The organism is Psychroserpens sp. (assembly GCF_047633235.1).
In the GTDB taxonomy this organism is placed as follows: domain Bacteria; phylum Bacteroidota; class Bacteroidia; order Flavobacteriales; family Flavobacteriaceae; genus Psychroserpens.
The window spans coordinates 13,185-32,122 of the sequence record NZ_JBLIET010000021.1 but is presented as its reverse complement, the minus strand read 5'-3'; the positions used below and the strand labels follow the sequence as shown (position 1 = coordinate 32,122).

Annotated in this window: 27 protein-coding genes; 3 read left to right on the top strand and 24 right to left on the bottom strand. The window is 35.7% G+C overall.

All coding sequences use genetic code 11. The annotated features are described in order from the left end of the window. Positions 1-2: 2 nt before the first annotated feature. The 24 genes from rplO to rpsL all read right to left on the bottom strand — a co-directional run bounded on the left by rplO (position 3) and on the right by rpsL (position 12,345). On the bottom strand, positions 3-455 hold the full coding sequence (rplO, locus tag ACJAZK_RS08580; protein ID WP_028871121.1) for a 50S ribosomal protein L15: 453 nt from the start codon (positions 453-455) through the stop codon (positions 3-5). 9 nt (positions 456-464) lie between these two features. Beyond that, a complete protein-coding gene (gene rpmD / locus ACJAZK_RS08575) occupies positions 465-647 on the bottom strand; it encodes a 50S ribosomal protein L30 (protein WP_028871120.1) in 183 nt (60 codons plus the stop codon). Positions 648-658: 11 nt separating this feature from the next. Further along, complete coding sequence (gene rpsE / locus ACJAZK_RS08570) at positions 659-1,183, bottom strand: 30S ribosomal protein S5 (RefSeq protein ID WP_415223572.1); 525 nt, start codon at positions 1,181-1,183, stop codon at positions 659-661. A gap of 6 nt (positions 1,184-1,189) precedes the next feature. Continuing rightward, positions 1,190-1,546, bottom strand: a complete 357-nt coding sequence (gene rplR, locus ACJAZK_RS08565; protein ID WP_415223571.1) for a 50S ribosomal protein L18 — start codon at positions 1,544-1,546, stop codon at positions 1,190-1,192. A gap of 10 nt (positions 1,547-1,556) precedes the next feature. Further along, a complete protein-coding gene (gene rplF / locus ACJAZK_RS08560) occupies positions 1,557-2,099 on the bottom strand; it encodes a 50S ribosomal protein L6 (RefSeq protein ID WP_415223570.1) in 543 nt (180 codons plus the stop codon). A 17-nt stretch (positions 2,100-2,116) separates the two neighbouring features. Further along, positions 2,117-2,515: a 30S ribosomal protein S8 gene (gene rpsH, locus ACJAZK_RS08555; protein ID WP_028871116.1), complete on the bottom strand. Its 399-nt coding sequence runs from the start codon at positions 2,513-2,515 to the stop codon at positions 2,117-2,119. Positions 2,516-2,616: 101 nt separating this feature from the next. Then, a complete protein-coding gene (rpsN, locus tag ACJAZK_RS08550; RefSeq protein ID WP_415223569.1) occupies positions 2,617-2,886 on the bottom strand; it encodes a 30S ribosomal protein S14 in 270 nt (89 codons plus the stop codon). Between the two features lie 3 nt (positions 2,887-2,889). Further along, positions 2,890-3,441, bottom strand: a complete 552-nt coding sequence (rplE, locus tag ACJAZK_RS08545) for a 50S ribosomal protein L5 (RefSeq protein WP_415223568.1) — start codon at positions 3,439-3,441, stop codon at positions 2,890-2,892. Between the two features lie 2 nt (positions 3,442-3,443). Continuing rightward, on the bottom strand, positions 3,444-3,755 hold the full coding sequence (rplX, locus tag ACJAZK_RS08540; protein WP_415223567.1) for a 50S ribosomal protein L24: 312 nt from the start codon (positions 3,753-3,755) through the stop codon (positions 3,444-3,446). An 11-nt stretch (positions 3,756-3,766) separates the two neighbouring features. Further along, positions 3,767-4,135: a 50S ribosomal protein L14 gene (gene rplN / locus ACJAZK_RS08535; RefSeq protein WP_028871112.1), complete on the bottom strand. Its 369-nt coding sequence runs from the start codon at positions 4,133-4,135 to the stop codon at positions 3,767-3,769. A 2-nt stretch (positions 4,136-4,137) separates the two neighbouring features. Continuing rightward, positions 4,138-4,395, bottom strand: a complete 258-nt coding sequence (rpsQ, locus tag ACJAZK_RS08530) for a 30S ribosomal protein S17 (RefSeq protein WP_028871111.1) — start codon at positions 4,393-4,395, stop codon at positions 4,138-4,140. 18 nt (positions 4,396-4,413) lie between these two features. Beyond that, complete coding sequence (rpmC, locus tag ACJAZK_RS08525) at positions 4,414-4,605, bottom strand: 50S ribosomal protein L29 (protein ID WP_028871110.1); 192 nt, start codon at positions 4,603-4,605, stop codon at positions 4,414-4,416. 11 nt (positions 4,606-4,616) lie between these two features. Beyond that, the gene (rplP, locus tag ACJAZK_RS08520; protein WP_028871109.1) at positions 4,617-5,036 is read right to left on the bottom strand and encodes a 50S ribosomal protein L16; all 420 of its coding nucleotides are present in this window, start codon (positions 5,034-5,036) and stop codon (positions 4,617-4,619) included. A gap of 19 nt (positions 5,037-5,055) precedes the next feature. Next, positions 5,056-5,778 (bottom strand): 30S ribosomal protein S3, encoded by a 723-nt coding sequence (gene rpsC / locus ACJAZK_RS08515; RefSeq protein ID WP_028871108.1) that lies wholly within the window; start codon positions 5,776-5,778, stop codon positions 5,056-5,058. Positions 5,779-5,786: 8 nt separating this feature from the next. Further along, complete coding sequence (gene rplV, locus ACJAZK_RS08510) at positions 5,787-6,194, bottom strand: 50S ribosomal protein L22 (RefSeq protein ID WP_415223566.1); 408 nt, start codon at positions 6,192-6,194, stop codon at positions 5,787-5,789. A gap of 6 nt (positions 6,195-6,200) precedes the next feature. After that, positions 6,201-6,479, bottom strand: coding sequence for a 30S ribosomal protein S19 (gene rpsS / locus ACJAZK_RS08505; RefSeq protein WP_028871106.1), 279 nt, complete (start codon positions 6,477-6,479; stop codon positions 6,201-6,203). Between the two features lie 10 nt (positions 6,480-6,489). Further along, complete coding sequence (gene rplB, locus ACJAZK_RS08500) at positions 6,490-7,317, bottom strand: 50S ribosomal protein L2 (protein WP_415223565.1); 828 nt, start codon at positions 7,315-7,317, stop codon at positions 6,490-6,492. Positions 7,318-7,327: 10 nt separating this feature from the next. Continuing rightward, entirely contained in the window at positions 7,328-7,618 is a 291-nt protein-coding gene (gene rplW / locus ACJAZK_RS08495; RefSeq protein ID WP_028871104.1) for a 50S ribosomal protein L23, read from the bottom strand. Positions 7,619-7,625: 7 nt separating this feature from the next. Further along, positions 7,626-8,255, bottom strand: a complete 630-nt coding sequence (gene rplD, locus ACJAZK_RS08490) for a 50S ribosomal protein L4 (protein WP_415223564.1) — start codon at positions 8,253-8,255, stop codon at positions 7,626-7,628. Next, positions 8,255-8,872 carry a 50S ribosomal protein L3 gene (gene rplC / locus ACJAZK_RS08485; protein ID WP_415223563.1) on the bottom strand — a complete coding sequence of 206 codons (618 nt, stop codon included), beginning with the start codon at positions 8,870-8,872 and terminating at the stop codon, positions 8,255-8,257. Before rplC ends, rplD begins: the two co-directional genes overlap by 1 nt. A gap of 147 nt (positions 8,873-9,019) precedes the next feature. Beyond that, entirely contained in the window at positions 9,020-9,325 is a 306-nt protein-coding gene (rpsJ, locus tag ACJAZK_RS08480) for a 30S ribosomal protein S10 (RefSeq protein WP_007650482.1), read from the bottom strand. A gap of 13 nt (positions 9,326-9,338) precedes the next feature. Next, the gene (gene fusA / locus ACJAZK_RS08475; protein ID WP_415223562.1) at positions 9,339-11,465 is read right to left on the bottom strand and encodes an elongation factor G; all 2,127 of its coding nucleotides are present in this window, start codon (positions 11,463-11,465) and stop codon (positions 9,339-9,341) included. A 6-nt stretch (positions 11,466-11,471) separates the two neighbouring features. After that, positions 11,472-11,948 (bottom strand): 30S ribosomal protein S7, encoded by a 477-nt coding sequence (rpsG, locus tag ACJAZK_RS08470; RefSeq protein ID WP_028871100.1) that lies wholly within the window; start codon positions 11,946-11,948, stop codon positions 11,472-11,474. 22 nt (positions 11,949-11,970) lie between these two features. Continuing rightward, entirely contained in the window at positions 11,971-12,345 is a 375-nt protein-coding gene (gene rpsL, locus ACJAZK_RS08465; protein ID WP_008269190.1) for a 30S ribosomal protein S12, read from the bottom strand. Between the two features lie 249 nt (positions 12,346-12,594). Between rpsL and ACJAZK_RS08460 the strand changes: the two genes are divergently transcribed. The 3 genes from ACJAZK_RS08460 (at position 12,595) to ACJAZK_RS08450 (ending at position 18,934) form a co-directional block, all read left to right on the top strand. Further along, a complete protein-coding gene (locus ACJAZK_RS08460) occupies positions 12,595-14,205 on the top strand; it encodes a POTRA domain-containing protein (protein WP_415223561.1) in 1,611 nt (536 codons plus the stop codon). Between the two features lie 132 nt (positions 14,206-14,337). Further along, positions 14,338-17,412 (top strand): SusC/RagA family TonB-linked outer membrane protein, encoded by a 3,075-nt coding sequence (locus ACJAZK_RS08455; protein ID WP_415223560.1) that lies wholly within the window; start codon positions 14,338-14,340, stop codon positions 17,410-17,412. A 4-nt stretch (positions 17,413-17,416) separates the two neighbouring features. Next, positions 17,417-18,934 carry a SusD/RagB family nutrient-binding outer membrane lipoprotein gene (locus ACJAZK_RS08450; RefSeq protein WP_415223559.1) on the top strand — a complete coding sequence of 506 codons (1,518 nt, stop codon included), beginning with the start codon at positions 17,417-17,419 and terminating at the stop codon, positions 18,932-18,934. The last annotated feature ends 4 nt before the right edge of the window (positions 18,935-18,938 follow it).

Here is an 18,938-nt window from a genome sequence, read left to right as displayed (position 1 = left end):
TCTTATAAAGTTACAGCTTCTCCACCTGCAGCTTCTATTGCAGCCTTTGCTGAAGCAGTAAATTTATGAGCAGTTACGGTTAATTTCGACTTTAATTCTCCACGGCCAAGAATCTTTACTACTTCATTCTTTCCCGCCAAACCCAAATCTACTAGAATTTGAAAATCAACTGTATCCTTTATTTTCTTGTTTTCTACTAACTCTTGCAACTTATCTAAGTTCACACCCTGATATTCAACACGGTTAATATTGGTAAATCCAAATTTAGGAACACGTCTTTGAAGTGGCATTTGACCACCTTCAAAACCTAATTTTTTAGAATAACCTGAACGAGATTTGGCTCCGTTGTGACCACGAGTCGCAGTACCACCTTTTCCAGAACCCTGTCCTCTACCTATTCTTTTACCTTGGCTCTTTACAGAACCCTTTGCTGGTTTTAAATTACTTAAGTTCATTGTATCTTATTATTTTGTCTCTTCAACAGAAACTAAATGTGAAACTTTACTTACCATCCCAAGTATACTTGGAGACGCATCATGCTCAATTGTTTGACCAATTTTTCTCAACCCTAGAGATTCTAATGTTCTCTTCTGAGTCTGAGTACGATTTATTGCGCTTTTTACTTTTGTTACTTTAATCTTTGCCATCGTCCTATTGATTAACCGTTAAACACTTTTTCAAGAGAAATACCTCTATCCTTTGCTATTGCTCTAGCATCTCTTAATTGTAATAAAGCGTCAAAAGTTGCCTTAACTACATTATGAGGGTTAGAAGATCCTTGAGATTTTGATAATACATCATGTATACCAACTGCTTCCAAAACTGTTCTTACAGCTCCACCAGCTATTACACCTGTACCAGGAGCAGCGGGAATAATATTTACTCTAGCTCCACCAAACTTACCTTTTTGCTCGTGCGGCAAAGTACCTTTAATAATAGGAATTCTTACCAAGTTTTTCTTAGCATCTTCAACAGCCTTTGCTATTGCAGTAGCGACATCTTTAGATTTCCCTAAACCGTGACCTACCACCCCAGCCTCATCACCAACCACCACGATCGCTGAAAAACCAAAAGCTCTACCACCTTTTGTTACCTTAGTAACTCTCTGTACACCAACCAAACGATCTTTAAGATCAATTCCACTCGGTTTTACTAATTCTGCGTTTTTATATTTTTGATACATAGTGTCTTAGAATTTAAGTCCGCCTTCTCTTGCGCCTTCAGCTAATGATTTTACTCTTCCGTGATATTGGTATCCACCTCTATCAAAAGATATAGTGTCAACACCTGCCTTTACAGCTCTCTCGGCAACAACTTTACCAACTAAGGTTGCCATTTCCGTTTTATTTCCTTTCGAAGCAACGACCTCTTTATCTCTAGAAGATGCTGCAGCTAAGGTTTTACCCGATACATCATCTATAACCTGAGCATAGATATCTTTATTACTTCTAAAAACAGCTAATCGTGGTCTTGCTTCTGTACCAGAAACAACCTTACGGATTCTGCTTTTTATTCTTAGTCTTTTCTCGTTCTTTGTTAATACCATAACTAATTTTTTAAGCTGATTTACCTGCTTTTCTTCTTAACTCTTCTCCAACAAACTTAACACCTTTCCCTTTGTAAGGTTCTGGACTTCTAAAACCACGAATTTTCGCAGCTACTTGTCCAACCAATTGTTTGTCGAATGACGTTAATTTTATCCTTGGATTTTTTCCTTTTTCTGAAATCGTCTCAATACTCACCTCTGGAGCGATATCTAAAACGATATTATGCGAGAAACCAAGAGCTAACTCCAATTTCTGGCCTTGATTAGATGCTCTATAACCTACACCTACAAGTTCTAATTCTTTAGTCCATCCTTTAGATACACCTTCAATCATATTGTTGATTAAAGATCTATATAAACCATGTTTTGCTTTATGATCTTTGTTATCTGCTGTTCTAGTCACAAGTACGTTTCCGTCTTCAACTTTAATACCAACAGTATCAAATGCTTGTGTTAATTCCCCTAATTTACCTTTTACTGTAACTAAGCTATCTTTAACATCTACAGTAACCCCTTCTGAAATTACTACTGGATTATTTCCTATTCTTGACATTTTCTTTCTGCTTTAAATTAGTAAACGTAACACAATACTTCACCACCTACATTGTCTCTTTGCGCTTGCTTAGCTGTAATTACACCCTTAGATGTAGAGACGATAGCAATACCTAACCCATTAAGGATTCTAGGCATTTCATTAGCGCCAGAATACTTACGTAAACCTGGTGTACTGATTCTCTGAATTTCTCTGATGACCGACTCTTTAGTTTCCTTATTGTACTTCAAGGCAATCTTAATTGTCCCCTGTACGACAGAATCGTCAAATTTATAACTTAATATATATCCTTGATTGAATAATATTTTAGTCATCTCTTTCTTTAAATTTGATGCAGGAATCTCAACTACTCTATGGTTGGCCTTCACTGCATTTCTGATTCTTGTTAAGTAATCAGCAATTGGATCTGTATTCATTTATACTATTTTGCGGTAATGGTTTTCAACTTTCAGTGTATCCGAAGTCGAACCTAAAACCAATTTATAATTCTTGTTTAAATCGTATAACACGATTTTGTTTACCAAGATGCCTTTCTAACACCTGGGATCAAACCTTGGTTTGCCATTTCACGAAATGTAACACGTGAAACTCCAAAAGTTCTCATGTACCCCTTTGGTCTTCCAGTTAATTTACATCTATTATGCATTCTAACTGGTGAAGCGTTTTTTGGTAACTTTTGTAATCCTTCATAGTCTCCAGCCTCTTTCAAAGCCTTACGCTTTTCAGCATATTTTGCTACCGTATTTGCTCTTTTAACCTCACGGGCTTTCATTGATTCTTTAGCCATATCTTAGTTCTTTTGAAATGGTAATCCCATTTCAGTTAATAACGATTTTGCCTCTTTATCTGTATCTGCAGATGTCACAAATGTAATATCCATACCGGAGATTTTATTGATTTTATCAATATTTATTTCTGGAAAGATAATTTGTTCAACAACACCCAAGTTATAGTTACCTCTACCATCGAAACCCGTAGCTTTAATACCGTTGAAATCTCTAACACGTGGTAACGCTGAAGTTACTAAACGATCTAAAAACTCATACATCTGTTCTCCTCTTAACGTAACTCTAACACCAATTGGCATTCCTTTACGCAACTTGAAAGATGCAACATCCTTTTTAGATAATGTCGCCACAGCCTTTTGACCAGATATCATTGTTAATTCATCAACTGCATGATCAATTAATTTTTTATCAGCAACAGCAGCTCCAACACCCTTAGATATAACTATCTTTTTAAGCTTAGGAACTTGCATTACGTTTTTATATCCGAATTCTTCTGTAAGAGCAGAAACTACTTTGTCCTTGTACTCTTGTTTTAATCTTGGAATATAAGTCATAACTATATTACTTCATTTGATTTTGTTGAAAATCTTACTTTCTTGTCACCTTCAATTTTGTAACCTACTCTTGTCGTTTCACCCTTCGATGTTAACAATGATAAATTAGACAAATGCATAGGTGCCTCTTTCTCTACAATTCCACCTTGGGGACTTTGTGCACTTGGTTTAGTGTGTTTCTTAACCATGTTCACGCCTTCAATAATGGCCTTGTTCTTATCCTTTAATACCTTAAGAACGTTACCTTCTGTACCTTTATGGTCTCCAGCTATTACTCTAACAGTATCTCCTGATTTAATTTTAAACTTTGTCATTTTATTAGTCATTAAAGCACTTCTGGTGCCAATGAAACAATTTTCATGAATTGTCTATCACGAAGTTCTCTAGCTACCGGTCCAAATACACGGGTTCCTCTCATCTCTCCTGTCGGATTCAAAAGGACACATGCGTTGTCATCAAATCTAATATAAGATCCGTCTGGGCGTCTAACTTCTTTTTTAGTACGAACAACTACTGCCGTAGAAACCGCCCCTTTCTTAATGTTTCCATTAGGGGTAGCATCTTTAACTGAGACAACAATTTTATCTCCAATAGAAGCGTATCTTCTTTTTGTTCCACCAAGAACTCGGATAGTTAAAACTTCCTTCGCTCCCGTGTTATCAGCTACTTTTAATCTTGATTCTTGTTGTACCATAATTACTTCGCTCTTTCAATTATTTCTACTAATCTCCAACATTTCGATTTACTTAAAGGTCTTGTTTCCATGATCTTTACAGTATCTCCAATATTGCAATCGTTTGTTTCGTCGTGAGCAACATATTTCTTTGTTTTCAAAACGAACTTTCCGTACATCGGGTGTTTTACTTTTTTAACTTCAGCAACCACAATTGATTTCTGCATTTTGTTACTAGTAACAACTCCTATACGTTCTTTTCTTAAGTGTCTTTTTTCCATCTTTCAGCCAGAATACAATTATTGTATTTCTCTTTTAGTTAATTCTGTTGCAATTCTTGCTACCGAACGTCTAACGTTACGTAACTGAATTGGATTATCTAACGGAGAAATTGCATGTGCCATTTTAAGGTCTGCATAACTCTTTTTAGTTTCGCCAAGATTTTCTTGCAACTCAGCTACTGATAGCTTTTTAATTTCTGCTTGCTTCATAATTATTAATATTAAGCCTCGTAATCTCGAGCTATTAAAAATTTAGTCTTTACTGGTAACTTTTGTGCAGCTAATCGTAAGGCTTCCTTTGCAACTTCGATTGGCACTCCACCAACTTCGAATAAAATTCTTCCTGGTTTCACCACAGCTACCCAGTATTCTACAGCTCCTTTACCTTTACCCATACGTACTTCTAATGGCTTTTTGGTAATTGGCTTGTCTGGAAATATCTTAATCCACAATTGACCTTCTCTCTTCATAAATCGAGTTGCAGCAATACGCGCAGCTTCAATTTGACGAGATGTCAAGAAATTTGTATCCAAAGATTTTATTCCAAACATACCATTCGAAAGCGTGTAACCTCTTCCGGTATTTCCTTTCATACGTCCTTTCTGGACTTTACGAAATTTTGTTCTTTTCGGTTGTAACATTATTACTTTTCTTTAAAAATTACTTTCTACGACGAGATTTATTATTATCACGACCGCGTCCTCCAGGCTTACCACCTTGTTTCTTAGACAAACCTACTAATGGAGAAAGTTCTCTTTTTCCGTATACTTCACCTTTCATAATCCATACTTTAACACCTAACCTACCGTAAGTAGTATGTGCCTCAACTAAAGCATAATCAATATCAGCTCTGAAAGTAGACAAAGGAATACGACCTTCTTTATAGTGTTCGCTTCGTGCCATTTCAGCACCATTTAAACGACCACTAATTTGAATTTTTATTCCCTCAGCATTCATTCGTATTGCAGCAGCAATTGCCATCTTGATCGCACGTCTGTAAGATATACGATTTTCAATTTGACGAGCAACACTAGTACCTACTAAAAATGCATCAAGTTCAGGTCTCTTAATTTCAAAGATATTTAACTGAACCTCTTTTCCAGTAATTTTCTTAAGCTCTTCTTTTAACTTGTCTACCTCTTGTCCGCCTTTACCTATAATAATACCAGGTCTAGCAGTAGTGATAGTAACGGTTACAAGTTTAAGCGTTCGCTCAATAATAACTCTAGATACACTAGCTTTTGATAAACGAGCATGAATATACTCTCTGATTTTATAATCCTCAGCGAGTTTATCACCATAATCATTTCCACCATACCAGTTAGATTCCCATCCTCTGATAATTCCTAAACGATTTCCGATTGGATTTGTCTTTTGTCCCATATCTCTATCTAAGCTTGTGTGTTATTTTTAGCTCCAATCACAACTGTTACGTGATTAGATCTTTTTCTTATTCTGTGTGCACGACCTTGAGGTGCTGGACGCAATCTCTTCAACATAGTCCCTCCGTCAACTCTAATCTCTTGAACAAATAAATCTGCTTCTTCCATATCAGCATCTTCATTTTTAGCCTGCCAGTTAGAAATTGCTGATAACACCAACTTCTCCAAACGCCTTGACGCTTCTTTTGAACTAAATCTTAAGATCTGTAATGCTTTTTCAGCTTCCTTTCCTCTCACCAAATCTGCAACTAAACGCATTTTTCTTGGTGAGGTAGGGCAGTTATTTAATTTTGCAAATGCAACTTTTTTCCTGCCTTCCTTAATAGCGTCTGCCATTTGTTTTTTACGACTTCCCATAGCTTACTATTTTTTACCCTTATTTTTCGCACCTGCATGACCTCTAAATGATCTTGTCGGTGAAAATTCTCCTAATTTATGACCTACCATGTTTTCAGTAACATAGACTGGTACAAATTGGCGTCCGTTGTGTACAGCAATTGTTTGTCCTACAAAATCAGGCGAAATCATTGAGGCTCTAGACCACGTTTTGATTACCGTCTTTTTGTTAGAAGCTACATTTGCATCAACTTTTTTACTTAATTTATAATGGATGTAAGGTCCTTTTTTTAATGAACGTGCCATATTATCTCAGTTATTTCTTTCTACGTTCTACAATATACTTATTACTAGCTTTAGTTTTAGAACGAGTTCTATAACCTTTAGCTGGAATACCATTTCTCGATCTTGGGTGCCCTCCTGAAGACTTACCTTCACCACCACCCATTGGGTGATCAACTGGATTCATTACCACTGGTCTTACTCTTGGCCTTCTACCTAACCATCTACTTCTACCTGCTTTACCAGATACAGTTAATTGATGGTCAGAGTTAGAAACTACACCAATTGTAGCCATACACTCCACAAGAATCATTCTAGTCTCTCCTGATGGTAACTTTACAGTTGCAAACTTACCGTCTCTTGCCATTAACTGAGCAAATGCTCCAGCACTTCTTGCCATTACAGCTCCCTGTCCAGGACGTAACTCAATACAAGAAATAATTGTACCCAAAGGTATTTCGTTTAACGGCATAGCATTACCAATTTCTGGCGCTACTCCTTCTCTTCCAGAAACAACATTCTGCCCAACTTGTAAACCATTTTGAGCAATAATGTAACGCTTTTCACCATCTTGATAATTCAATAATGCAATAAACGCTGTTCTGTTTGGATCGTATTGAATTGAAGCAACTTCACCGGGTAATCCCGACTTATCCCTTTTAAAATCGATAATACGATACTTTTTCTTATGACCCCCACCGATTTGGCGCATGGTCATTTTTCCTCGATTGTTTCTACCACCAGATCTTTTGTTCGGAACGAGTAAACTCTTTTCCGGCTTATCAGTAGTTATGGCATCGAATCCATTTACTACTCTAAATCGCTGACCTGCTGTGATTGGTTTTAATTTTCTTACTGACATTATTGTCTAATTACATGTTAGTGTATAAATCAATTACTTCACCTTCCGCCAGTTGTACAATTGCTTTTTTAACAGCATTTGTTTTACCATGTTGAACACCAGTTTTTGTAAACTTAGTATTACGATCTGGACGGACATTTATAGTACGAACTTTTTCAACAGAGACACCATAAGCAGCTTCCACCGCTTTTTTGATTTCTACCTTGTTCGCCTTGGTTTTCACTTGAAACGTAAAGCAGTTGTTCAACTCACTATTAGTTGTCGCTTTTTCAGTGATGATAGGTTTAATTAAGATACTCATTGTCTTGTTATTTACTTAAGTTCGATTCAATTCCTTCTAAAGAACTCTCTAGAAGAATTAATTTATTTGCATTCAAAATTTTATAAGTGCTTAATTCTGAGTTCATTATGACTTCAGAGCCTTTGAAATTTCGTGATGACAAATATACATTATTATTTGACGCACCCAACACAAACAATGACTTTTTGTTTTGTATGTCTAGTGCCTTCAATACAGCAGTAAAGTTCTTCGTCTTTGGAGCTTCAAAACTGAAATCTTCCAAAACAACGATATCCTTATCATTTGCCTTCATTGTTAACGCTGATTTACGTGCTAAACGCTTCAGGTTTTTGTTCAATTTAATGCTGTAATTTCTTGGTCTTGGTCCGAACATACGTCCTCCACCTCTAAATACACCAGATTTGATACTACCGGCTCTCGCCGTACCCGTACCTTTTTGTTTTTTAATCTTACGTGTACTTCCTGAAATTTCTGCTCTTTCCTTTGCCTTGTGCGTTCCTTGACGTTGGTTAGCAAGATATTGCTTAACATCCAAGTAAACTGCATGATTATTAGGCTCTATAGCGAACACGTGTGCAGAAAGGTCTACCTTTCTACCTGTGTCTTTTCCGTTTAAATCTAAAACTGCTACTTTCATTATTTCTGAATAATTACATAAGAGTTTTTGTGTCCTGGAACACATCCTTTAACCACAATTAAGTTCTTTTCAGCAACTACCTTGTAGACTCTTAAATTTTCAACATATATTCTTTCGCCACCCATTCGTCCAGCCATTTTCATTCCTTTGAAAACTCTTGCAGGATATGAAGCAGCACCAATAGAACCGGGAGCCCTTAAACGGTTATGCTGACCGTGTGTCGCTTGACCTACACCAGCAAATCCATGACGTTTTACAACACCTTGGAAACCTTTTCCTTTTGAAGTACCAGCCACATCAACATACTCACCTTCTATAAAGTGTTCTACTGTTATAGCATCTCCCAATTTGTAATCTCCTTCAAATCCTTGAAATTCCGCGACTTTTGATTTAACAGAAGTACCAGCTTTTTTGGCGTGACCAATTTCAGCTTTTGTAGCACTTTTCTCTGTCTTGTCATCGAAACCAAGTTGAAGGGCACTGTACCCGTCGACCTCTTCGGTTCTGACTTGGGTAACGATACATGGTCCAGCTTCGATTACTGTACATGGAATGTTCTTTCCATTTTCATCGAAGATGCTGGTCATACCGATTTTTCTTCCTATTAACCCAGACATAATTATTAATTTATTTATTATTACTATTTATTAAAAAAACTTAAGGCCGAAAATACATTCGACCTTGAATTGTATTTTTACCGTTTTTCCCTTGCACGCAGCTCGGGACATGTTCTTTACCTTTATCAATTAAGTGATAAAATTCACTTAAACCTTGATTTCTACTTCAACACCACTAGGCAATTCAAGTTTCATCAATGCATCAATCGTCTTAGAAGATGAAGAGTATATATCCAATAATCTCTTGTATGAGCTTAACTGAAATTGTTCTCTAGACTTCTTGTTAACGTGCGGTGAACGCAATACTGTGAAAATCTTTTTGTGTGTTGGTAATGGAATTGGTCCAGTTACCACAGCACCAGTACTTTTTACTGTTTTTACAATCTTATCAGCAGACTTATCAACTAAATTGTGATCGTAAGACTTTAATTTTATTCTAATTTTCTGACTCATTTTCTTTTTAGTTTTAAGCTTCTATACCTTTAGCTGCCTTGATTACTTCTTCTGAAATATTCGAAGGAGTTTCAGCATAATGTGAAAATTCCATTGTTGATGTTGCACGACCAGATGATAGTGTTCTTAATGTAGTAACATATCCAAACATTTCAGATAACGGCACGGTAGCTTTTACAGTCTTTGCACCAGCTCTATCACCCATGTCACTCATTTGTCCGCGACGACGATTTAGATCTCCTACTATATCACCCATATTTTCCTCAGGCGTAATCACCTCAAGCTTCATGATAGGCTCCATTATTACCGCTTTTGCGGCTCTAGCACAATTTTTGAATCCTAACTTCGCAGCTAACTCAAAAGATAACTGATCAGAATCTACATCATGGTAAGATCCATCTCTCAACGTGACCTTCATAGAATCGATTTCATAACCTGCTAAGGGTCCATTAACCATTGCCATTTTAAATCCTTTTTCAATTGAAGGGATAAATTCCTTAGGAACGTTACCACCTTTAATTACAGACTCAAACTGCAATCCTGTTACACCCTCATCAGCTGGTCCAACAGTAAATACAATATCAGCAAACTTACCGCGACCACCAGATTGTTTCTTATAAACTTCTCTATGATCGGCAACAGCTGTTATCGCCTCTTTATATTCAACCTGAGGTTGACCTTGATTAACTTCTACTTTAAACTCACGTCTTAAACGATCTACAATCACATCTAAATGAAGTTCACCCATCCCAGAAATAATAGTCTGACCTGAAGCTTCGTCCGAACGCACAGTAAATGTAGGATCTTCTTCGGCTAACTTAGCTAATCCAATACCTAATTTATCTACATCTGCCTTAGTTTTAGGCTCAACCGCAATACCAATTACTGGATCAGGAAAGTCCATAGATTCTAAAACAATTGGATGTTTTTCATCTGTAAGTGTATCTCCTGTTTTGATAGATTTAAATCCAACAGCAGCACCAATATCACCAGCTTCAATAAAATCAATTGCATTTTGCTTGTTAGCATGCATTTGATAGATTCGAGAAATACGTTCTTTTTTACCAGAACGATTATTCAAGACATAAGAACCCGCATCTAAACGACCAGAATATGCTCTAAAAAACGCCAAACGTCCCACAAAAGGATCCGTTGCAATTTTAAATGCTAAAGCCGCAAACGGCTCATCTACACTCGGCTTACGTAATTCCTCTTTTTCTGTATCTGGGTTAATTCCTTTTATACCTTCCTTGTCCATTGGAGAAGGCAAATAACGACATACAGCATCTAATAAAAACTGTACACCTTTATTTTTAAACGCCGAACCACAAATCATAGGAATAATGGCCATATCCATTACAGCTGCTCTAAGTGCAGCATGCACCTCGTCCTCTGTAATAGAATCCTCATCTTCCATGAACTTCTCTAATAAGTTCTCATCGTAACTAGCTACCTCTTCAATAAGCAAAGCTCTGTATTTTTTAGATTCAGCTTTAAGCTCCTCTGGGATTTCAATAACATCAAAGGTTGCTCCTTGTGTATCGTCATGCCATATTATAGCTCTATTTTTTACTAAATCAACAATCCCTTTAAAGTTTTCTTCATCACCAATATTCAAAACAATAGGAACCGCATTAGAACCTAACATTTCTTTAACTTGACCACAAACCATCATAAAATCAGAACCTTGACGATCCATTTTATTAACGAAACCTATGCGAGGTACTTTGTAATTATCAGCAAGTCTCCAGTTAGTTTCAGATTGTGGCTCAACACCATCAACTGCACTAAACAAAAATACTAAACCATCAAGAACACGAAGTGAACGATTGACTTCAACCGTAAAATCTACGTGACCTGGTGTATCAATAATATTAAAGTGATAATCTTTTGCATCCTCAGTAGGTTCTGCATTTTCTTTAGGAAAAACCCATGTACAGGTAGTCGCAGCAGAAGTAATCGTAATACCTCTTTCTTGCTCCTGCTCCATCCAGTCCATAGTCGCAGCACCATCATGCACCTCACCAATTTTGTGTGAAACACCTGTATAATAGAGAATACGCTCTGTGGTAGTAGTTTTACCTGCATCAATATGCGCAGCAATACCTATATTTCTTGTATATCTTAAATCTCTTGCCATCCTAAATTAAAATCTAAAGTGTGAGAATGCCTTATTTGCTTCTGCCATTTTGTGAGTATCAACTCTTTTCTTAACAGCAGCTCCTTCTTCTTTTGCCGCAGCTAAAACTTCAGCAGCTAATTTTTGGGGCATAGATTTTTCGTTTCTTTTTCTCGAGTAACTAATCAACCATTTCATGGCTGTAGATACCTTACGATCTGGACGAATTTGCATTGGAATTTGAAATGTAGCTCCACCCACTCTACGACTACGCACTTCTACGTGAGGCATAACGTTAGATAAGGCATCTTTCCAAATTTCTAAAGCTGTTTTTTCTTCGTCAGTTTTCTTTGCTTCTACAATATCAATTGCATCATAGAATACCTTAAAAGCGACAGACTTCTTACCATCCCACATCATCATATTAACGAAACGAGTTACTAACTGGTCGTTAAATTTTGGATCTGGCAAAAGCGGTCTCTTTTTTGCTGCTCTTTTTCTCATGTCTTCTTCTTAAAGTTTTTAATTACTTCTTAGGGCGTTTTGCACCATACTTAGATCTACGTTGCGTTCTACCTGCGACACCTGCTGTATCTAAGGCACCACGAACAATGTGATATCTAACTCCTGGCAAATCTTTTACCCTTCCACCTCTAACCAATACTATCGAGTGCTCTTGTAAATTGTGTCCTTCACCACCGATGTATGCGTTGACCTCGTTTCCGTTTGTTAAACGAACCCTTGCTACCTTACGCATTGCTGAGTTAGGTTTTTTAGGAGTCGTTGTGTAAACACGAGTACACACACCACGTCTTTGTGGACACGAATCTAAAGCAGCCGATTTACTCTTCTTGGTTATTTTGGCTCTTCCTTTTCGTACTAATTGTGAAATTGTTGGCATATATTTCTATATAATTTTATTAAAACCTCTCTTTAGAGGGCTGCAAAGGTAAAAATAAATATGAATTATTCAAACTCCAAACGATTAATTTTACAAAGTTTTTTAAATTATTTATGTCTACAGATATTTTTAGTAATTATTTTGCGTTAAATTTGAATAATAGAAAGTTTAATGCCAAAAATAAAACATCTTTTTACCTCTCTTCTTTTTTTGTTGTACTTCTCTAATACACTTGGGCAAAATTTATATTTGACATGTTTTGGTTCTTCAGAAAATGAAACGAAATCTATAGACTCTTTGGGGTACAAAAACATGTTTGAAGATTATTCTTCATTAGAAACCGAAGTTTCTAATCTTAAAAAAACACTTATCAAAGCTGGTTATATTGAAATTGAGCAACTCCATTTAATCAAACGGAATGATTCCTCATATGACGCACATTTCAGTTTAAGAAATAAATACAACTCCATTACTATTAGTCATAATAATCTAGTAGACTTACCTATTTTAAAATCGACTGGTTTTTTAGATACAAGTAACGACCTAATTATTCCTATTGAAAATATTGAATCTACTTTAGAGTTTATAAACTCTCAATTAGCAAATAAAGGCAACCCTTTTAGTTCACTAATTTTAACCGACATCATAAGTATTGATCACAGCTACTTAAAAGGTTCTTTATCTGTCTCTGAATTAAACACTCGGACCATGGACAAACTTGTTTTGAAGGGTTACGAGAAATTCCCAAAATCATTCATTAAACGTTATCTAAAGATTAAAACTAATCAAACCTTTAGCTTAGAAAAAATAAAAGAAAAGACTAAAGCACTTAATGATTTGGCTTTCGCTAACCAAATTAGAGACCCTGAAGTTCTTTTCACTAAAGATTCTACCATATTATATATGTATTTAGAAAAAGCAAAAAGCAATACTTTTGATGGGTTTTTAGGTTTTGGAACTAACGAGGCTACAAATAAGATTGAATTTGATGGTTATCTAAATTTGAATCTCACTAACAACTTAAATTATGGTGAGTCCTTAAAACTATTATACAAAAGCGATGAAAGTGATCAACAAACTTTTGATTTAGAATTGGATGCACCCTATATATTGAATACGCCCATTGGTGTTAATTTAAACTTAAACATTTTTAAAAGAGATTCATCCTTTGTAACAGTTACCCAAGCTATAAAGCTTAATTATCAAATTAATAGTAAACATATTATCTCAGGAGGAACTACATCTGTTAACTCAACAGACCTACTTGATCTTTCTTCCTCTTTAATTACCGATTACAGCTCCAATCAATACTTTGTAAATTATATGTATACAAATCGACAAAATTTCAATCTTCTGTTTCCAATAAATTTTTTATTTAATGTATCTACAGGAATTGGCAATAGATCTTATGAGAATCTAAACGAAAAACAATCTAATTTTTATCTCAATACGTTCAAGATTTTTAATCTTAACGATAAAAATAGCATTTACGGAAAAGTTAATTTTAATTACCTGGTATCTGACTCCTATTTAGAAAATGAGCTTCCTAGATTTGGTGGTATCAATTCGATTCGTGGTTTCGAAGAAAACAGCTTAATAGCAAACTTGTATGCAGTTCTTAATACAGAGTACAGATATAAATTAAACAATAGTATTTATGTGCACTCCGTTATAGACGCTGCGTACTTTGAAAACCAAATTACAGATCAGAAAGAAAAACTCTTTGGGTTTGGATTTGGATTTGGGCTTATAACAAAAGCCGGACTATTTAGATTTAACTACACCAGCGGCAAAACTGAAAGCCAGAGGTTCAAATTATCTGATTCTAAAATTCATTTAAGCCTAACCACAACGTTCTAATAAATAATCCTGATTCATTTCTATAATTTTAACGAAACCCTTAAAATAATATTAAAATTTTAATAATTACGCTAGTTTTTTTAACATTTTATTAAGATATTTGAATAAGGCTAATTCAAATCTATTTATTTTATGAAAACAAAGTTTAGTATCCTTCTAACACTATTATTAGTGTTTACTGTGCATTTGGGAAATGCACAGGAAAAATCAATCTCGGGGACGGTCTCAGATCAATCTACTATTCCACTTCCGGGAGTTAATATAGTTATTAAAGGCACCTCAACTGGAACTCAAACAAACTTTGACGGTGTTTACACCATTAACAGTAAGCCAGGAGATATTCTAGTGTTTACTTATGTGGGTTTAAAAACACAAGAAATTAAAGTTGGTGAACTAAACACCATTAATGTTACGATGCTCGAAGATGCAGATTCATTAGACGAAGTTATAGTAACCGCAGTAGGTATTAAGAGAAAACCTGATGAGATTACTACTGCCTATCAAAACCTAAAAGCAGAAGAACTTACATCAGCAAACAATCCAGATGTAGTGCAATCTTTAGCAGGAAAAGTTTCTGGTCTGCAGATTAACACCACCAATACTGGTGTTAATCCTTCCACATCTATTAGACTAAGAGGTACACGCTCATTATCTGGATCAAACTCTGCGTTAGTTGTTATTGATAATGTAATTTCATCGGCAACTATTCTTTCAGATTTAGACCCAGAAATTATAGAATCAATTAACATTATAAAAGGACCTAATGGAGCTGCACTCTACGGATCTCGAGGTGGTAACGGTGTTATTATTGTGACCACTAAAAAAGGCACAAAAAATAAAGGCAAACTCAACATTACATATACCTCTACTGTTACCCTAGAAGAAATCGCTTTTTTACCACAATTACAGGACAGATATGGGAAAGGATATTGGGGAGAAATTGATGCTTTTGACCAAGGTTCTTGGGGACCAGAATATGATGGTTCTGTCCAACCCGTAGGATTACCTTATCCAACTGTAAATGATTTTAGAAATACAACCTATGAGTTTAAAAAAGACAATATGAAAGACTTTTTTAACACAGGTACAGCATTACAAAATACGATAACACTTGCAGGTGGAGATAGCGAAGGTTTCTATTCGCTAACAGCAAACAGAAGAACTACAGATGGTATTATTCCAGATGACAAATACAAAAAGGACTTCTTTGCTCTAAGCACAGGTAAAACATTTGGTAAATTTTCCATGTCTGCAAATGTTCGTTTCACAAGTGAAGATCAAAATGTTTCTAATGGTGTTTATGGACAATTAGCGCAATTACCTAGTGATATTAATGTAACTGATTTTGATTCTGGCAGCAACAGCGATCACTGGACAGCATTTGGAGATAGTCCGTATTGGGTAAGAGATAATCAAAGAACAGTTTCAGAAAACATGAGATCAGATTTATCTGCTGAGTTATCATACCAGTTCAATGATAATATTAGCGCAGTATTAAGAAGTAATGTCGTTACAAACAGTGGTAAAGGCTTCTCCTATGTAAATGATTATGTTGCAGAATATACAGTAACAGGAGACAGTAGAGATATACAGTCATCTTTGAGCGTTAATAGCAATAACTCAAGAACTCTTTATACTGATTTAATAGCTAATTTTAACTACGAATTAACCGAAGATATTGGTTTAAAATCTTTAATAGGATTTAATAGTACAGAAAGCAGCGGATTTTCTCAAACGACTTCTGGAGATATATTAACATTACCAGGATTATATACTGTAGAAAATATCTCTAGTGGTATTTCTGTTTCAGACTTTAGTTCGAAAAGAAGACAGCAGGGCGTTTTTGCAAATATAGATTTAAGCTATAAGAATTATTTATATTTAAATCTAACTGGACGACAAGAATGGGATTCTAGATTACAATCAACTGGAAGAGACATTGGAGATATAGGGTTCTTCTATTATTCTGTTGGTGCTTCGTTTATACCAACAAAGGCTTTCCCAGAGATTAAGTCTGACTTTTTACACAAAATGAAAGTATCTGGTGGCTATGTGAAAACTGCAAATATTTCGGCTTTAGGATCGCACGATCTTTTTGATACTGGATTTAGACCTGCAGCATTTCCTTACTCAGGAGGTGTCAACTCTTTTATCATTCCTTCCACGACATTTGATAATGCCATAGAGCCAGAGTTCATTAATACTTTTGAAGCAAATCTTAATTTAGAACTTCTTAAAAGAGGAGGGATTCCTAGAATCACTTTAGACGGAAGTTACTCATACTATACAAATGACAACCAGATACTTAGTGCTTCTGTATCGTCCGCTACGAGTGTGTTTAGCGCAGGTATTAACGTAGGTGAGACTCAGACAAATGCTTACGAAGTTGATTTAGGTTTAACACCAATTAAAACAGATGATTTTAGATGGAACTTAAACTTTAGTTATGCCTCTCAAAGAACAATCGCTACTAAAATCACTGATGATGCAGATCAATTAGGTAGTGGTTCACCAGGGATCTACGCAATTCAGGGCGAACAATTTCCTTTAATACAGGGTACCGCTTATGAAAGAGATGAAGATGGTAGAGTGGTTTTAAATCCTGATGGCTCACCTAGAACAGCATCTGGATTAAAAGTATTGGGCAGGGCTACTCCAGATTATATTTTAAATTTTGGAACAGAATTTACTTATAAAGGTTTTAGGTTAAGTGCTGTTGCCGATTTTAGAACAGGACATGTATTCTACTCCAACATATATAACAACTTAACTGGACAAGGTCGTAGTTTTATTACTGCTGAAAACGGAAGAGGCTATTTTATTTTCCCAAACTCAACAGTTCTTGGATCTGGTACTAATAATACTACAGTGCTTACAGGATCCTCTTACGGAGGACCATCTTCGTATGCACAATACCAATCATTTGTACAAAGTGATGATTTCACAGGAGTAGACGAAAACTTTATTCTTGACGCCACAGCATTTAAACTGAGAGAAGTTGCTCTAAGTTATAGCTTACCAAGTAAGGCTTTAGAAAATACATTTATTCAAGGCTTATCTATTGGTGTAAGTGGAAGAAACTTAATTGTTCTATTACCTAAAGAGAACAGAGGATATAACGATCCTGAAATAGGTTCTGGAATAGGCGGATATGGCCAAACGCCTCCAACTAAATTCTATTCAATGAATGTAAAATTTAACTTTTAAGAAAATGAAAAATATATTTAAATTAAAATACTCAATATCATTGGCGCTGCTATTTCTTACATTTTCTTGTGATGATGTGCTAGTAAATGAAGATCCTAATGGCGTAGTTATAGATCAATTACCTCCAGAGGTAATTCTTCCAGGAGCACTTACTGTTCCTTCTGCTACATTAATGAGCGATATGAACGAATTAGGTAACACCATGGTAGCCACCTGGGCTGGAAATGCGCAACAAGTTCAAGCACCCTATTTTACAGAATTCCAATACCAACTGAGTACAGATTTTTACAGTGGAGTTTGGGACAACTTAATGGCAAGAACTGGGAACTTAACTCAGATTATTGATAATGAGTATGCTGATAACTATGATTACTTTAAAGGGGCATCCAAAATTTATAGAGCGTTCTATTTTCAGTACTTAGTAGATTTATACGGCGATATTCCTTTTACTGATATTCATCAACGTGGAGATTTATTATTTCCTGAGTATGACAACCAAATAGATGTTTATATTGCTCTCATCAGTGATGTGAATGATGCTATAAACCAAATTCAAAATACCGATTCAAGTTCAGCTATCACTATGGGATCAAATGATGTTATTATGGGTGGAAATATGAATATGTGGATTAAATTTGGCAATACATTAAAGTTGAGACTGTTATTACGTATATCTGATGCAGCGCAATCTAATCCAGATTTACAAACTATCCTTAATACTGAATTTGCATCACTAAACAATGTAGATTTCTTAGGTTCTGGTGAGAATGTTACTATTAACCCTGGCTATTCAGATGAAGTAGATAGAATGAATCCATTTGCTGAAACATTTGGATATGACGCTGGCCAATTTGGCAATACTGCAAATCAAACTTTTTCTAATCTTAGAGCTGGACCAACAACATTTTTAGTTGAGTTTTTAGATGGAACCACAAATAGTGTTTCAGATCCAAGATTACAAAGATTATATGCTCCACGATCTGGACAAGCCTCCATTCAAGGAAATACACAAGGCGGTGGCGAACAACCATCAAGAATTGGTCCTGGTTTATTAATGTCTCCTCAACAAGATGGTTATATTATGACAGCCTCCGAATCACTTTTCCTGCAGTCTGAAGCAGTTTTTAAAGGATTACTCTCCTCAGGAAATGCTAAAGGACTATTTGAAAATGCAATCGAGTCGTCATTTAGCAGGTTAGGTGCTACAATAGGATCATACTTAAACGAGGCTAATAATGTAAATGGCATAGGTTGGGACGGTTCAACCAATAAGCTAGAAGCAATCATTACGCAAAAATGGATTGATTTAGGAGGAACTAATGGTGTAGAGACTTGGATAGAATATACAAGAACAGGATACCCTAGTAATATGCCTCTCCCAGATATCACAAACAGACCAAATAGACCATTAAGATTATTATATCCAACATCAGAATATACAGGGAATTCAGCAAATGTGAGTGTTTACAACCAAACTGTAGACACCGCGTTTAATTCTTCAATTTTTTGGGACGTTAACTAAAAAA

What these genes read in the sequence shown, in the direction of transcription:
- rplO (WP_028871121.1), bottom strand. Translation starts at nt 455, where the DNA reads ATGAACTTAAGTAATTTAAAACCAGCAAAGGGTTCTGTAAAGAGCCAA.
- rpmD (WP_028871120.1), bottom strand. Translation starts at nt 647, where the DNA reads ATGGCAAAGATTAAAGTAACAAAAGTAAAAAGCGCAATAAATCGTACT.
- rpsE (WP_415223572.1), bottom strand. Translation starts at nt 1,183, where the DNA reads ATGTATCAAAAATATAAAAACGCAGAATTAGTAAAACCGAGTGGAATT.
- rplR (WP_415223571.1), bottom strand. Translation starts at nt 1,546, where the DNA reads ATGGTATTAACAAAGAACGAGAAAAGACTAAGAATAAAAAGCAGAATC.
- rplF (WP_415223570.1), bottom strand. Translation starts at nt 2,099, where the DNA reads ATGTCAAGAATAGGAAATAATCCAGTAGTAATTTCAGAAGGGGTTACT.
- rpsH (WP_028871116.1), bottom strand. Translation starts at nt 2,515, where the DNA reads ATGAATACAGATCCAATTGCTGATTACTTAACAAGAATCAGAAATGCA.
- rpsN (WP_415223569.1), bottom strand. Translation starts at nt 2,886, where the DNA reads ATGGCTAAAGAATCAATGAAAGCCCGTGAGGTTAAAAGAGCAAATACG.
- rplE (WP_415223568.1), bottom strand. Translation starts at nt 3,441, where the DNA reads ATGACTTATATTCCAAGATTAAAACAAGAGTACAAGGACAAAGTAGTT.
- rplX (WP_415223567.1), bottom strand. Translation starts at nt 3,755, where the DNA reads ATGACAAAGTTTAAAATTAAATCAGGAGATACTGTTAGAGTAATAGCT.
- rplN (WP_028871112.1), bottom strand. Translation starts at nt 4,135, where the DNA reads ATGGTACAACAAGAATCAAGATTAAAAGTAGCTGATAACACGGGAGCG.
- rpsQ (WP_028871111.1), bottom strand. Translation starts at nt 4,395, where the DNA reads ATGGAAAAAAGACACTTAAGAAAAGAACGTATAGGAGTTGTTACTAGT.
- rpmC (WP_028871110.1), bottom strand. Translation starts at nt 4,605, where the DNA reads ATGAAGCAAGCAGAAATTAAAAAGCTATCAGTAGCTGAGTTGCAAGAA.
- rplP (WP_028871109.1), bottom strand. Translation starts at nt 5,036, where the DNA reads ATGTTACAACCGAAAAGAACAAAATTTCGTAAAGTCCAGAAAGGACGT.
- rpsC (WP_028871108.1), bottom strand. Translation starts at nt 5,778, where the DNA reads ATGGGACAAAAGACAAATCCAATCGGAAATCGTTTAGGAATTATCAGA.
- rplV (WP_415223566.1), bottom strand. Translation starts at nt 6,194, where the DNA reads ATGGGAAGTCGTAAAAAACAAATGGCAGACGCTATTAAGGAAGGCAGG.
- rpsS (WP_028871106.1), bottom strand. Translation starts at nt 6,479, where the DNA reads ATGGCACGTTCATTAAAAAAAGGACCTTACATCCATTATAAATTAAGT.
- rplB (WP_415223565.1), bottom strand. Translation starts at nt 7,317, where the DNA reads ATGTCAGTAAGAAAATTAAAACCAATCACAGCAGGTCAGCGATTTAGA.
- rplW (WP_028871104.1), bottom strand. Translation starts at nt 7,618, where the DNA reads ATGAGTATCTTAATTAAACCTATCATCACTGAAAAAGCGACAACTAAT.
- rplD (WP_415223564.1), bottom strand. Translation starts at nt 8,255, where the DNA reads ATGAAAGTAGCAGTTTTAGATTTAAACGGAAAAGACACAGGTAGAAAG.
- rplC (WP_415223563.1), bottom strand. Translation starts at nt 8,872, where the DNA reads ATGTCTGGGTTAATAGGAAGAAAAATCGGTATGACCAGCATCTTCGAT.
- rpsJ (WP_007650482.1), bottom strand. Translation starts at nt 9,325, where the DNA reads ATGAGTCAGAAAATTAGAATAAAATTAAAGTCTTACGATCACAATTTA.
- fusA (WP_415223562.1), bottom strand. Translation starts at nt 11,465, where the DNA reads ATGGCAAGAGATTTAAGATATACAAGAAATATAGGTATTGCTGCGCAT.
- rpsG (WP_028871100.1), bottom strand. Translation starts at nt 11,948, where the DNA reads ATGAGAAAAAGAGCAGCAAAAAAGAGACCGCTTTTGCCAGATCCAAAA.
- rpsL (WP_008269190.1), bottom strand. Translation starts at nt 12,345, where the DNA reads ATGCCAACAATTTCACAATTAGTACGAAAAGGAAGAGCCAAAATAACC.
- ACJAZK_RS08455 (WP_415223560.1), top strand. Translation starts at nt 14,338, where the DNA reads ATGAAAACAAAGTTTAGTATCCTTCTAACACTATTATTAGTGTTTACT.
- ACJAZK_RS08450 (WP_415223559.1), top strand. Translation starts at nt 17,417, where the DNA reads ATGAAAAATATATTTAAATTAAAATACTCAATATCATTGGCGCTGCTA.